Annotated in this window: 9 protein-coding genes; 5 read left to right on the top strand and 4 right to left on the bottom strand. The window is 48.7% G+C overall.

Going from position 1 to position 14,387, the window contains the following annotated elements; all coding sequences use genetic code 11:
• The first annotated feature begins 100 nt into the window (after positions 1–100).
• Entirely contained in the window at positions 101–958 is an 858-nt protein-coding gene (locus BUB59_RS11090; protein WP_073229939.1) for a TIGR02147 family protein, read from the top strand.
• Positions 959–976: 18 nt separating this feature from the next.
• Here the strand turns inward: BUB59_RS11090 and BUB59_RS11085 are convergent, their stop codons facing one another.
• The 3 genes from BUB59_RS11085 to BUB59_RS11075 all read right to left on the bottom strand — a co-directional run bounded on the left by BUB59_RS11085 (position 977) and on the right by BUB59_RS11075 (position 4,930).
• Positions 977–1,738, bottom strand: coding sequence for a hypothetical protein (locus tag BUB59_RS11085; RefSeq protein WP_073229936.1), 762 nt, complete (start codon positions 1,736–1,738; stop codon positions 977–979).
• A gap of 19 nt (positions 1,739–1,757) precedes the next feature.
• On the bottom strand, positions 1,758–2,858 hold the full coding sequence (locus BUB59_RS11080) for a TIGR04133 family radical SAM/SPASM protein (RefSeq protein WP_073229934.1): 1,101 nt from the start codon (positions 2,856–2,858) through the stop codon (positions 1,758–1,760).
• 161 nt (positions 2,859–3,019) lie between these two features.
• Complete coding sequence (locus tag BUB59_RS11075) at positions 3,020–4,930, bottom strand: T9SS type A sorting domain-containing protein (RefSeq protein WP_143160358.1); 1,911 nt, start codon at positions 4,928–4,930, stop codon at positions 3,020–3,022.
• 146 nt (positions 4,931–5,076) lie between these two features.
• Here BUB59_RS11075 and BUB59_RS11070 point away from each other — a divergent pair, with 146 nt between their 5' ends.
• Both BUB59_RS11070 and BUB59_RS11065 read left to right on the top strand, forming a co-directional pair.
• Positions 5,077–5,922: a TIGR02147 family protein gene (locus tag BUB59_RS11070; protein ID WP_073229930.1), complete on the top strand. Its 846-nt coding sequence runs from the start codon at positions 5,077–5,079 to the stop codon at positions 5,920–5,922.
• Complete coding sequence (locus BUB59_RS11065) at positions 5,915–7,468, top strand: hypothetical protein (RefSeq protein ID WP_073229928.1); 1,554 nt, start codon at positions 5,915–5,917, stop codon at positions 7,466–7,468. The genes BUB59_RS11070 and BUB59_RS11065 overlap by 8 nt, the downstream gene beginning before the upstream one ends.
• 59 nt (positions 7,469–7,527) lie before the next feature.
• Here BUB59_RS11065 and BUB59_RS11060 read toward each other — a convergent pair whose 3' ends face one another.
• Positions 7,528–8,409: a prepilin peptidase gene (locus BUB59_RS11060; RefSeq protein ID WP_073229926.1), complete on the bottom strand. Its 882-nt coding sequence runs from the start codon at positions 8,407–8,409 to the stop codon at positions 7,528–7,530.
• 99 nt (positions 8,410–8,508) lie between these two features.
• Here BUB59_RS11060 and BUB59_RS11055 point away from each other — a divergent pair, with 99 nt between their 5' ends.
• The gene (locus BUB59_RS11055; RefSeq protein WP_143160357.1) at positions 8,509–13,872 is read left to right on the top strand and encodes a hypothetical protein; all 5,364 of its coding nucleotides are present in this window, start codon (positions 8,509–8,511) and stop codon (positions 13,870–13,872) included.
• The gene (locus tag BUB59_RS11050) at positions 13,872–14,342 is read left to right on the top strand and encodes a DUF6941 family protein (protein WP_233246385.1); all 471 of its coding nucleotides are present in this window, start codon (positions 13,872–13,874) and stop codon (positions 14,340–14,342) included. Before BUB59_RS11055 ends, BUB59_RS11050 begins: the two co-directional genes overlap by 1 nt.
• Positions 14,343–14,387 lie beyond the last annotated feature (45 nt).

Genomic DNA, 14,387 nt, shown 5'->3' with positions numbered 1-14,387 from the left:
CCACCATTTTTTCTTTCCGACCCACTTTACCGTTGTTTCTAGACAACGGCAAAAATGTTTTTTCCATTCCCCTTTTCGTCCTTTTTCTTACATTTTGAGTATGAACGAACCGCAAAAACAGAAAAAAGTCTTCGAATACCTGGATTACAGGGAATTTTTGAGGGACTATTACAACCAGAAGAAGGCAGCAAACGCAGCTTTCTCCCTGCGAGTATTTTCTGACAAGATCGGTTTTAAGGCGAAAGACTTCATTAGCCGCGTCATGAACGGCGAAAAGAATTTGAGCCAGCAAAGTATTCCTAAGGTAGCCTCAGGTCTTCGCCTAGGCAAGCACGAAACGGAATTTTTCATCGCATTGGTGGAATTCAACCAGGCTGAAACTACGGAAGACCGAAACACCGCCTTCGAAAAAATGCAGGCGGCCCTCAAGGTGGTTCGTTTTGCAGAAAAGCAACATTTGCTGGGCCACGCCCAGTACATGATTTATTCCCACCCCCGCCATCTTTTTATTCGCAGTTTGATTGGAATGTTCGGATTTGACGGGGACTACGGGGCACTGGCCAAATTGGTAAATCCAAAAATCACACCGGAAGAAGCCAAACAGTCCGTCAAGCTACTGGAAGAATGCCAACTCATAAAGAAGGATGAGAACGGCAAGTACATCCTGACGGAAAGCGCAATTACTACAGGGGACCGCACTTCTAAACTGGCCCTTCGCGGATACCATCAGAACTGCCTCAAGATGGGGGCAGATTCCATCGATCGGGACCCACCGGGAAAGCGTCACATTTCGGGGCTCACCTTAGGCATTAGCCAGGAAGGTTACGAACGCATTGTTGAACGTATCAACGCTTTCCGTAAAGAAATTGCCCTCATCGCCGAAGAGGATGAGGGCAGTGATAAGGTTTTCCAGATGGAATTCGCCTTGTTCCAGGTTGGCGGAAAGAGCGAAAAATAAATCAGGATCGTTTTCGAATTATTTTGAAGTAGAGACGCCGCACTTGTTTACAAGTTTCTGGAATTCCGCCAGAGCCTTTTCCTTCGCCGCGTTTACAGCAGCCTGGTCTTCATTGTACAATTGAGTGTACTTTTCATCCTTGATGACAGCCCCATCCTTGCACCAATATTCCCAGATGTCGTTGGAGTTTTCAAACATGGGGCTGCCGTACATTGCCGCCAAGCCGCCTTCCAGTTCTTCCTTTACATCGTTCAAACACTGCGTTTTTGTCTTGGACAACTCGCCCGATTCAAGGGCTTCATCAATTGAATTTAAGACTTCGCTTCTCGCTCGAGACTCTCCTCGGTATTCAGCACTTCCCCACTCAGGTTCATACTGGCGGGCGAATTCAAGCCCCCCATGTTCCGCGCAGGTAGAATCCCCACGGGCACGAACACTCTTCAAGTCAATTTCTTCCGTAGGATAGCCCCTTACCCAGGATTTGTCCTCTCCGGAACTACTGCTTTCAGGATTGGCCACAGAGCTGCTACTAATCATTTCATCGCAGCCCTGTTCGCAACTGTCGGAACTGGTAATGGACGAGGAACTTTCATCGTAAACAGGACCTACCCCATAAAGGGCGATCATACCCCCGCATTCAATGCTTTCGTCATCCTCACCACAAATAGAGTCTCCCCCACCAATATAGGCTTTCGGTTCAGAGCTATTGTCATCACAGCTAGCCCAGAAGAAAGCGGTCAAGCTCAATGCAAGTTTCGTGAATGTTTTGCGGATATTCATAACTACACCTCCAAAAAAACTACTTGCCAGCAGCTTCCTTTTCCATTTCCATGGCATGCTGCAAACGCTTTACGTGGCAATACATCAGTTCACCCGTTTTCTCATCACGGAGATGAAGGCTGGAGCCTTCACAGTAACGCCAATACTTACACTTCTTACAATCGCCAGTACGTGCCCAGCTATGATCGCGCATCACCTGATAGCGGTTCTGCCATACATCCCACAGGTCGTCCTTATAGATATTACCCTGGATGTAGTCTCCGCGAAGGCTGGGACAGGCGGAAATATCCCCATTGGCAAGAACAGAACTGACATTTACGCCGGCACGGCAGAAGAAGGGATAGTTACGAGCTTCCTTTTCGTAGCTGCCCAGGAATCCTTCGCAACCGTAATTAGCGTTGATGCGACCCTGCTGTTTCGTTTCGCGGATAAAGTCAAAGACCTGCTTGAATTCATTGTCCGGCAACTTGAAGATGGGATTGTTGGCGGCACGACCCTTAGGGAACACCGTTGCAATACGCCAGCGTTTCACACCAATGGCAATAAGCATTTCGCGAATCTCCGGAAGTTCCGGCAAGTTTTCGCGGTTCACGCAAGTCATTACATCAAAAGTCAAGCCAGGTGTACTTGCTGCCATCTTGATGGCACGCAAAGCATTATCAAAACTCAGTTCCGATCCGCGGAAATGATTGTGGCTATCGTGAAGCCCATCCAAACTAATGGTCAGAGAGCGAAGCCCCGCATTCAACAAGGCCACGAATTTTTCAGGAGTCATGGCGAGTGCGTTACTGACCATGCCCCAGGGGTAACCCCGCTTCTTGATTTCGTTACCGCATTCCACAAGGTCCTGGCGCATCAGAGGCTCGCCACCGGTAATCACCACCATAAAATGTTTCGGGTCAATATGGGGAGCAAGACTATCCAGCACCTTCATGAAATCTTCACGAGGCATATCGGGAATAGCGTCCTTCAAGCAGTCGCTACCGCAATGCAGGCAATGCAGATTACAGCGAAGGGTACATTCCCAAAAGAAATAAGTCAGCGGGTGAGTCGCAATTTCGTTGTGCTTATAATGACGGTAAAATTCGAGAGCAAGACGTTTTTTCAGATTAATATGCATAAGTAAACCTAACCACTTTCACGTTCTGTAAGATACATTCTTCAAAATCTCACGTCAAACTTGAAACAGGTAAAAAAAGCGAGATAAAATGTCTTTTTAAAAAGAAAGACGCCAAATGACGTCTTTCATGATACATTTTGTTCTATATAGAGAATTTTTCTTTACGGCAAATGAATTTGCTGGATTCCAAGAACCTGTTTTCCCTGAGAAATACGGACAACATAGGAGCCGCCGGAAAGGTTATTTCTGAGGTCTATGGAAGTTGCGGAACCATCAAAGTGGGAAACCAGAACCGCATTTCCCTGCATATCGAACAACTTAACAGTCTTCGCACCTGCAGAAGGCGAAACAATGTTCAGCAAACCCGCAGAAACATTCATGCGAAGAGAATTCATTCCCGTCGATTTACCAATCACGAGCTTTTCAGAACTGCTGGATTCAGGAACCATTTCACTGGAACTGCTTAGAACCTCTTCTTCCGGACATTTAGAGATATTCATGGACAGGCTGGTGGTAAAGCAGGCTCGTTTATCCCCATCGTTCACCACACTATAAATTCCGGGAACATTCGAAACTCCCCCGAGATTGGTGTAAGTAAAATTGGCATAATACTCACCCGCGGAAAGAGTCTTCTTTACGGTCACTCGCTGGTGATTGGCATTTCCATTAGGATCGTTATCGACTTCAAAAGCCGATTTATCATAATCAATATACCAGACTAGCACCCCATTCTTACCCCCCGACGCCTTTCCAATATAAGCATCATACTTAACAGCAGGGCGATACTCCACCACATAGTATTCATCATTGTGGTTGGGATTGGTAATAGAATAAGCTTGCATGTCAGAAAGGGCGCTCAGGGAATAAGTGGAGTCAGCCTTTACTTCGATCAGTTCCATCCACCCCATGGATTCTCTTTCAAAAGCAGAGTATGCGGGAGGCGTATTCCAGTTTCCGTTATACATCCCAATAGTCATCACATCATAGGGAGCCGGACCTTTTATAGAAGAATTGTTGACGGAATAAAGGTCCGCAAGACCTAGTACATGACTGAACTCGTGAGCAAAAATACCCATAGCATTTAGGGTTCTCTGAGCAGGATCATCATCATACTGGGCAATAAACAGATATTTGTCAAATGTATATCCTTTGCTCTTGTAACCCTTATTCCAGGCAGAACCCGCCCCATTATACTGCATCCAGTACATATGTCCCCAGAAATCACTACTCTGCTTTAGGGCATCCTCTTCCTTACCCGGGAACAGAAACACGAAGCCATCTACGGAAGTGCCACTAAAACAATACTTGGCCGCATTGCTCATAAAGTCTGCACGAGCAGTCAACGCCTCCACGCCCGCCTTCGTGAAATTACCCTCGCTGTAGGAACTACCAGAACCAAAGCTAGTCAGGGCGACGCCTAACTGCAGGGGATAAACATCAAAATGGAGGCTCAGTTTTCCGCCAGAGGAGTACAAATAGTAATCCCTAAGACTACCGATATTTCCATCCTTGCTATAACCTTCCTGATTCAGCATGTTATAAACTTCTGCGGAGTCCGCATAAGGCTTATCCGTGGTGCCAATCAAGAGAACGGGAATCCATCGTTCTCCTGTTGTCCATTTTTCCGGAGTTGGACGGTTCAATACCGCAGGGGTTTTACGGAGAGCTACGGGGCCTAGCGAGTCCCCCTCCGTATTTTCTTCAGGATATTTATCCACATGGGCGGCACGATGTCTTTTCTTCACATCCTGCTTATCCAGCTTTTTCAAGAACTTCTTGTCACTTTCAGAACGTTTATGAGCATTACGGGCCTTAATCTTGGAAGCTTTACCATCTTCATCTGCATAGACATAGCTGCCATTACCATCCCCCACCACTAAATAACCATCTTCGGTGGTGGTATAATGATAGTGTTCGTCCCCGAAACTCTGGACCGTCACCTCGGAACCATCCGCGTTTTTCACTGTTTTCAACTGATCAGGTGGCGCCGGATGGGCAAAAAGTGAACTGGAACAGAGTCCAAAGCCCAAAAACGCAGCAGGAATAACACGCAAGTGATTAAGTACACCCATAAAAAACAAACCTCCGCATTAAAAATAACCCCTTTTTTCACAAAAAAAGCGCAATTTGACGTAAAAAATGTACCACAAATCACATTTTCAGAACGTTCTCAAAATTTTTCTCACTTTTGTAAAGTTTTTTATCTAAATTTGAGAACGTGGAAAACTATATCGACATATTTCAGTTTACTCATTTCCGTAAGTATTTGGAAGAATATCAGGCCGCTCGCGTACAGTCCGACCCCTCTTTTACCCGCACCGAAATCTGTAATCTGCTGGGCATGGAAAAGTCCCGCAGCTATTTCGCCGACGTGCTCCGCGGTAAAAAGGTCAGCCCCCGCATGGTGGCGAAGTTTATCGAAGTCCTTGGCCTGGAAAAGAAGGAAGCCAAGTACTTCGAAATCATGGTAAAGGTGGACCAGGCCAAGAACGACGCCCTCCGCAAGGACGCCATGGAAGAATTGCTGCAGATGCATCCTAATCCGCAGCACATTATGAACACCGACGCCTACGAATATTACAACCACTGGTATAACAGCGCCCTGTTCGCCATCCTGGATGCCATGGACGTCACCGACGATATGGCCCCCGTACAGAAGAGAATTTTCCCGAAGGTTCCCCTAGGCAAGCTGAAAGATTCCCTGGACCTATTGCAACGTCTGGGTCTTGCCCGCCAGAACGAAGAAGGATTCTGGAAGCCCACGAAGGAATCCATCAGTAGCGGCCCTTACAATAACGCCGATCTGGTGAAGCAATACCAGTTACAGTGCTTCGAGTTATCTAAGCAAGCTTTAATGACTCCGCCTAAGGCCCCCTCCATCATGAGTACCTTGACTTTCAGTGCCTCCACCAAGGCATATAAGGAACTGGAAGCCGCTGTACAGGAATTTAAGGCAAAGGCCCGCCAGATCATTTCTCAGGATACTGAAAAAGCGGATGGAGTCTACCAGCTGAACTTACACATGTTCTCAAACCTTGAGAACAACGGGGGGAACAATGGCTAAGAAATACTTGAACTCTCTGGCAAATGCAAGTCTGAGCATCGCAGCCCTAGTGGCCGCAGGCTGTTTCGTCGCAGGTTGCGCCGAAGACACTACCGCAGGTGTATTTACGGAAACGGAATCTGGCCAGCAGGCCTCCATCGACGTAAACGGAGACAAACTGGTAGTTGACGGCAAACGCACCTACGCCATGGTAGACGTACAGGGTGTCGCCGTAGATGAAAACGGCAACCAGTTGAAAAATGCCCGTGTACTCCTAAAACGCGCCCATATGGACGTAGACAGCGTTCAGGAATCTACTACCGACGAAAACGGCATCTACAAGTTCGACCAGGTGATTTATAAGACCACCTACACCGATGACACCACCCTTGTGGAATACATGAACTACACCCTGCAGGTCATGTCTAGCGACAATTCCGTTGGCAGCTATGAAGTCCTTACCTTCGAAAACAGCAAGCGCGTTACTGAAGGGGAAAACGTCTACCTGGAAGCTCCGGAACAAACCGCCCACAAGACAGTAAGCGCAGAACTGAAGACCTACGGTTACAAGCAGGGTCGCAACGTCTGTCTAGACTACTCCGGCATTTGTCACGAAATAACCGCAGATGAAGCGGAAGCAGGAACCTTCATCATGGAAAACATTCCTGAAGGATTCTACTACAACCTCTGTTCCGTCTATACAGACGAAATGGGAACGGAAAGCAAATGCGCCTTCCTGGACGAGATCCTGGTGACCAAACCTGTGGTTGACACCCTTTCCTACGCATTGCCTGCCGAAGCAGTTTCCCTGCTGGATTCCCTGGAAGACAAGTCCGTCCCCAACATTCTGGTGAGGATCAAGTCCAGCGCAGACGACCCCCTGATGGTAGGCAGCGACTTCTCCAAGCCCATCGCCATCACCGACAACGATGAATACTTCTGGACAGGAATCACCCTGAAGGGAGCAGATACCGCCAACTATAAACTGTTGGAACACAATCCCTCCGATGTTGAATCCAGCGTTCTCATGGCACAGCGCGAAGTGAAGGACAAGAGCCTTCCCAATTCCCTTACCAACGATGGACGAAACAACATTGGCGTAAGCTTCAAGGTCAAGGCTAACGGCGCAGACAGTGAACAGGAACTTGTGATCCTGAGTACCGTAGATTCCGCAAGCGGCAAGGCCGTCGGCTACGAAGTCCGTCAGTGTGAAACCGGATCCAAGAACGTCTGCATTCGAGTTTACAGCGGTCTTGATTCTGTAGCTACCGATACAACAGTCTATGGCAAGACAAATCTTCTGGATGGTGAAGAACACCTGTTCTCCCTGGCTGTAGTCAAGTCCCACCTGACGGTAGCCGTAGATGGTAAAATCATCCGCGATACAGACCTGAAGGTAAGCGAAGGCTTCGGCACCTACAGCGCAAAGGACGTCATGACCATCGGAAGCACCTCTCTGGACGATTTCCTACTGTTCTCCATGAACGAAGACATTCGCAAGAAAGGCGAACCCAACTGGAATCGTCTGAAAGCCTGGATGATCGCCCATCAGACCTTAAGCAAATAAGACAACAGAGTACAGGAAAGGCGACCTTCGGGTCGCCTTTCTTATTTTGACGTTTTTTGCTACTCGCCAATAACAAACTTGAAGTATAGTTCAAGAAGTTTATTGCCCCACAGGTAAACTACGGGAGCGGCAATAGCTAGGAAGGGCCCGAAGGGGATTTGGCCCGGGGCATCTTCCGAATCGTCCACGGAAGCCTTTGCGGCCACCTTCGCCTGCATCTTGGCATAAGGAATCATCACGATGATACCGATAACAGCCGCGATCACCAGAGTCATAACAGCCAGCTGGGCACCCATCAAGGCGCCGTATCCAGCCAGAAGCTTAACGTCCCCAAAGCCCATGGCGTCCTTCTTGAACACCTTACTGGCGACAACGCCCAGCAGGTAGAGGCCGCCGCCTGCAGCCACCGCGCCGATGAAGCTAGATAGAGGCGTAATCCCGCCAGGAATCAAGGACAGCAGAAGACCAGCCACAATCCCGCCAATGCTCATGGAATCAGGAATTAATTTGTACTTAAAATCCACCGCACAAACGGGATATACTGCCAAAAGCAGCCAGAACATAGCCAGAGCGTCAGCCCAGACCACAGGTGAAGTGACCGGAGCGCTGAACAATTCCGGGACGACACCTCCATAATTCACGGCGACGGAGGCGAAAAGAGCCAGAGCGCCCAATAATCCGCACAAAGACTCCCCGATGGGATAAATAATGTTTAGGGGTTTATGGCAGCAGGCTGTCTTCCCTCTTAGAATAATCCAGCCAATAATAGGCAGATTCAGGTAAAGGGGGATTCTCTTTTTGCACAGCGGGCAGTGAGAAGGCGGGTTTACCAGGGAAATTCCCCGAGGCATTCGGTACACAATTACGTTGTAAAAACTCCCGACACAGGCGCCAAAAACAAAAAACACGATTAACCAGTACCAAAGAGGAATAACATCCATTTCAAAGCTCCATCTGTGTATCAAATCGTTTACACTTTCCGTTTAAAAAAGATAGATTATACAAATAAAATTAGTGTTTTGTTTATGGAAGGTTTTACCATGGGTTTACATCGTTTTCTTACAATCATCCTTGATTTGGCCTTGTTAGGCACTCTGGTCAGCTGCTCCAGAGAATCCCCCCTCAAGGAAAACGTCAGTCTACAGAACAACCATTCCAGAGTCTACGTTTCCACAACCAATTTCGAGAATCCCCAGGCATTCCTGGATTCACTTGCCAACACCCCGGTAAACGCAGCGGATTCCCTACCCGACACCCTGACGGTCTCTATAAATGATACCATCTACCTGATGGGTATCCTCCCCCGTAACGTGGACAAGATCTACCGTTTCCAGTGGAACTTGACCAAGAAGGACGGCAAGGACACTATAATCATTGGTGATAACGCCAAGCCCCAGGCATGGGCATACGCAGAAGCAGGGGTGTACTATCCCCTCTTCATTGCAACAGATGGTAATAACGCAACCGACACTGCAGGCACCAATACCAAGCAAGCCTATATTAAAGTCATCGATACTAAGCCTGAACTCAAGGTTCCCACAGACACCCTATGGACCCGTCATGACGGAGACATCACCTTTCCCATTACCGCAACCGATTCTTTCGGTTCTATCGAGAAGATTCTGGTGGATCTAGATGCCAGCGGAAAGGGCGATGCCAAGGAATGGGAATTCACCCAGTCCGAAGACAAGAATGACGTTTACTACATCACCATAAAAAATGATTCCGCCTATATCGATTCCATGGGTAACCAGAAGATTTACGTCATTGTTGTCGATGATGACGGAAACGAAACCAAGGACAGCGTAAACCTTCACTTCAACCAGCTACCCAAGCTCACGATCATCAGTCCTGAAGACGGATCTCGCCATTACACCTCCGAGGGAGCATTCTTCTTCTACTACAAGGTGACGGACGTAGACAATTCCAAAGATATCCGCTACACCATCTGGGCACAGAAGTCCCTGAGCGGCAAGCCCCCTACCACCGCATTTACAGACGACGACCTAATCGTTGAAGATTACGTTTTGAATATGTACGAACCTCGCAATGACGCAGGTGAAAACGTCATTACCCTGCTAAACGACCCCTCCAAGAAATTGGAAGGACGTATCTACTGGGAAATGCTGGCTACCGATGGTTACGACACAGTATGGATGGAACGAATCAAGACGAACAGCAACACCAGCCGCCCCTGGAATTTCTTTATTGGTCAGAAGAATTCCACCGAAGCAGTCTTTACAGGTGTTGCAAAGTTTGAAAATCGGACCAGCCACTCCGGCATTCGCGTAGAATTCAGCGATGGCAACAAGATTTATGACGCAGTCACGGATGCCAACGGTAACTACACCGTTGTCGTAGACAGCAGCGGAACCTTTAACGTCACCGCAAAGTCCTCTACAGAAAAGGAATACGCCCTCTACACTCTAAAAGACTTGTACATTGAATCCGGTGAATATCCTGTTCCGGAAATTGTCCTGAAGGATACGGTTGCTCCTGTAATCCTGGTGGATAATGTAGACACCCTCCGCGTTCGCGAATACAACATGACCGTATACAGCCGCGATTTGGGCAGCTTCATTGACACCCTATTTGCGACATTGGACGACAAGTCCCAGACTTTGACCTGCGGTAAGGTACACAAGGAACCTGTCGTCAACTGCAAGATGAACCTCACGGAACTCACGGACGGCGTCCACCATCTGGTCTACAACGCCAAGGACATCTCCGGAAACAAGACCGAAATCAAGCAAGACATCGTAGTAGACGCAACCACCATGACGCTGGATGTGAACGGAGCTCAGAAGGACGTGATCGCCTCTACCGGATCCCTGGTATTTACCGCCCAGGTGAACAACGCACTTCCAGCAGCAGACTCCGTCATCTGGACTTGGGAAGAACAAGATGGCGATGACATCGTGACCAAGACCAAGAAGACTGCCGCCGATGAAACAGGTAAGGCAACCTTCACCCTCGCATTTGACGACATCCCCACCGCCAAGCCTGACGTGGACTACATCATGACGGCCACTTACAGCGAGAACGGCGTTCTTCTGGAAAGCAAGGTGAAGTTCGGAATTCTGGGACTGAACCCTGTGGTGATGTTCACCGAGCCTGGCTTCAAGACCACCGTTACCATTAACGACCCCATCACTTTCAAAGTAAAAGGCATCAAGGGTCAAGGCGGAAACGACTATACCATTAGCTGGAAATGCGGTGAAAATATTTCCGAAGGATACACCTGTCCCACCAACGAAGAAAGCGGCAAGCTGGCCTTTAGCAAGACCGGCACCTATAAGGTAATCGCAACCGTGGTAGACGTTGTGGACCCCGACATGAAGGGCGCAGACACCGTGACCGTGGAAGTCATTTCCGATCCGCCCTCCGCAAGCGCAAGTGTTGTAGACCCCAGCAGCAAGGGCTACAAGATCCACAGCGAAATTCAAGTTCAGGTTAACGCAAACGACAAGTATGGTACGGTAAACAAGATCAAATGGAACTGCTTCAACGCCCAGAAGGGAGTGACCCCCATTCTCGATCCGGATCAGGAAAAGGCAATCACCGAACCGGCAGCAAGTATTTCGGAAACTGTTTCTATCACGTTGCCTGGTACAGAAACGGACACCTACACCTGCTTCTTCAAGTCTGTCGATGATGACGGTGAAGAAAGTGAACCTGACACCCTGATATTCAAGACATTGCTGGACCTTCCCACGGTTACCCTGGCTACCAAGTCCGCCACCGTAAAGATCAATGCAGTTACGCCCATCAAGGCAATCGCACATGACGAACTGGGTTCCATCGTAGAATACAACGTGGCATGCAGCGAAAAATTGAACGAGCTGAAAGATCCCAGCTGGACCGTAATGCCCGGTGCAGAAACATCCGTCAGGATGCCCTCTACCGACATGGATAAATACTACTGTGTCGTAATGGTAAAAGACGATGACGGCAACGAAGCTCGTGACACAGCCACCTACAAGATCGTTGTAGGCCGTCCCACTGTAACGGCCATTCTTCCAGAAGTATACGAGACCGTAACCATTAAGGATACCATCGAAGTAAGTGCCATCGCCAAGGATTCCCTTGGAACCCTGGTAAAGTACGAATGGGGCTGCGGCGCCGCAGGTTCTGACAACATCGGTACAAACACCACTAGCACTTCCAGTTCTTACGCAAAGCTGGTCATGCCCTCTACAGCGCAGGACAACTACCTGTGCGTCATCCGCGTCACCGATGATGACGGAAATACCGCCAAGGATACCGTCTCCATTAATATCATTCTTGCTCCACCAACCATCACTGTAGCTCAGGACAGCCTGACCATCCGCGAGGGCTATAACATCCAGTTAGGAGCTACAGCAACGGACAACAATGGAGTATCTTCCGATCCTGGTTCCATCGTCAAGCGCGAATGGAGTTGCGGCACTCCGGAACAGATTGCACTGAACTGGAAAACCGTTTCCGATTACGATACCGTGTGGAAAGCCCCGGCACCGGAAGCTTACTACTACTGCGTCGCACGCGCAACCGATAACGACGGCAACATGGTAACAGACACCATGACATTTAAGTTCACCACGGACCAGCCCAAGATCTGGGTCAAGGATGAAACGATCACCCTGAACATTGGTGATGCATTCTCCCTGGATGCAACCGTCAACGACGTCTGGCAAGGCATCAACTGGTTCACCTGGGAATGCGTATCCAAGAACGACGGCAGTTCCCTTGAAAAATCAGTAACCAAGTACAGCTACGAGAAGAACAACAAATCCTTCGCAGTTCCTAAGGATTCCAGCTATTCCGAAAAGGGTACTGATATGTATTGTATCGTATCCGCCGAAGAAGCAAGTACCAAGGCAACATTCAGCGATACGACCATCGTCCGTATTATGGAACAGCATCCCGAAGGCGTCATTACCGCTGCAGATACAGTTTATCCGTGGAGCGGCGATGAATCCATGGACGACCAGGCCATCTACTTCTACACAAAGGAATGGGGTGGCATGAATTCCAAACTAGGCGAATTGGGCGACAAGAACAACCAGACCTTTAACTGGAAGTTCAGTAACCTAGGCACAAAAAGCACCAGTTTCTATCTAGGCAACCCCGACGGTACCATCGACACGAGTTCTCTTGAATTCAACGCAGCATTCATCAGAAGCACCAGTGAAGGATCCATGACCATCACTCTGGACTACTACGACAGTACCATGAATCCCACCACGGCAGCATTCAAGGCCAGACACCAGGCTAAGGAAGTCAAACGTACGGTTTACTTCCGCAAGGCATGGAGAAACTTGGCCCAGGACACCGTTCTTGACGTGACCAAGATGGATGTCGCACCAAACATGATTATGGTGAATAACGTTCCTGTAATTGCCTATCTTGCCAACAAGAATACGGTGAAGGTAGGTACCTTGAAGGACGGCGCTCTTTCTAACGTTGTATCCGCCACCACTACAGATTCCATCACAACCATCAAGATGGCAACTGACGGAACGGACCTGTACGTAGGCGTTCTTGAAACTTCAAACAAGTTCAGCATCTACAAATCTGCCAAGGCAACCTCCGACCTCGCAAGTGCAGGTTCTATCACATCCGTCATTAGTCCCGCGCTGCTTTGTAACCCCTCTACCAAGGCACCCATTGTTGTGTACGTAAAGAAGTCTGACGAACAAAACTACCTGGCAACATTGAACGGCACCTCCACCTGGAATTCCAAGAACATCATTTCCATCAAAAACGGTGATGCATTCATAAAGTTCAGGGAAATTTCCGCACAGTTTATGTCCGATGGTAATTTGATCGTTGTGGCGGTCGACAACACATCAAACTACAAAGCCACTAGCGCATTGTTCAACAGTTCCTACACCCAGCAAACCATCAACAAGAATTTTGCCAATGACGTAAACTCCATCAGCCTCGCAGCAGCAAGCACTGGAACCCTCTACATGGCATTCCTGAGTAGAAACGTTGAAACCTATGGACCCTACGTATACAAGGCTAGCATAAGCAACAAGAACATCAGTTGGATCAAGACAGGAGACGCCTTCTCCAAGCGTATGTCCAATTACTGGACCTATCACATCAACATTACAGCAAAAAATGACAATGTTTATGTGGCGATTGATGACGGGGGACGCCCCAACCTGGCTCAGGTTCACGTATATAAACTGAATGGAGACAATTGGTTCTTCTACGGAGAAAACCAGTTGCCATACTTCTCCGGAAATTTCTACTCTGCAAAAAGTTACTTCCTTCGCGGTTCTATTCCAACTCTGGCTCTTGATAACGACGGAAAAGTCTATATTTCCATGCTAGGTCGTGCATCTAGCGAAGCATCTAATAACAACGGGCCCATCATCATGAAGTATGTGGCCGACAACTGGGAGATCCATTAATGAATATTGAAATTGCAGCTATCTGTGACGCAGCAACCGCAAACGGCATGGGCGGACGCCTGAACATGCTGGGCGCATTTGATCGTATTTTCGCCCCGCAGTTCCCTATGGCAATTCCTCAGTGCTCTGCCGCATTCCGCATCCGCTACCAGCGTGCAGAAGCTGGCCAGCATGACCTGAGCCTGGTGTTCGAAGACGTGGTGGGCAAGCCTATCGTTCCTCCCATGCAGTCCAAGATTCCTCTGGAACCGGTTGCACAGGGTTTCGACACCGCAGCTGTGAACCTGGTTCTGAACCTGCAGCGTCTGCCGATCCAGCGTCCGGACAAGTACATCATCCGTCTTTCCGTAGATGGCGAAGAATTGATCAGCCTGCCGCTGTACGTTCTGGAAGCCCCCAAGCAGCCGGGCGCACCGATTGCTGAAGGCGAACATTCCCTCGGTGACGGTCCTGTCGACGGCAACGCGTAATAAGACCGTTCGCACAGTACGTTAGGAAGCGAACCTACGATTTGT

The sequence above is a fragment of the Fibrobacter sp. UWEL genome (assembly GCF_900142535.1).
Lineage (GTDB): Bacteria > Fibrobacterota > Fibrobacteria > Fibrobacterales > Fibrobacteraceae > Fibrobacter.
The sequence above is the reverse complement of the archived record's forward strand: the minus strand, read 5'-3'. Positions and strand labels throughout refer to the sequence as shown.